Source organism: Halomonas sp. ND22Bw (assembly GCF_003011945.1).
Taxonomy (GTDB): Bacteria; Pseudomonadota; Gammaproteobacteria; order Pseudomonadales; family Halomonadaceae; genus Halomonas; species Halomonas halophila.
Map to the genome: position 1 here is coordinate 1 of NZ_PXWD01001277.1, position 256 is coordinate 256.

Consider the following 256-nt stretch of genomic DNA (forward strand, 5'->3'; position numbering starts at 1 on the left):
ATAGGATCGGGCGCGGCGGTGCCGTCCGGCAGCGCCCGAGGAGTTCGGCGCAGGCATAGATCACCCGCAGGCTCGAATAGGTCCGGAACAGCTCCCAGAGCGGGTCCAGCCGGGCGTTCAGGCGGCGCGCTTCGGCGGCATCCCCCGCTTCGACCGCCCGGACGATCGCCATGGCGAGCTCCGGAAACAGCCCGGCCGCGACGCTGTACCAGGCCGCGCCGCCCGCCAGCAGCGCCTCGACCGCGTTCCAGTCGAC

General features: G+C 73.0%; 1 protein-coding gene. It reads right to left on the reverse strand.

What is annotated here, in order from left to right:
- Positions 1-256 (reverse strand): dihydrodipicolinate synthase family protein (locus CVH10_RS22300; protein ID WP_181244682.1); only part of this gene is annotated, 256 nt, incomplete at both ends.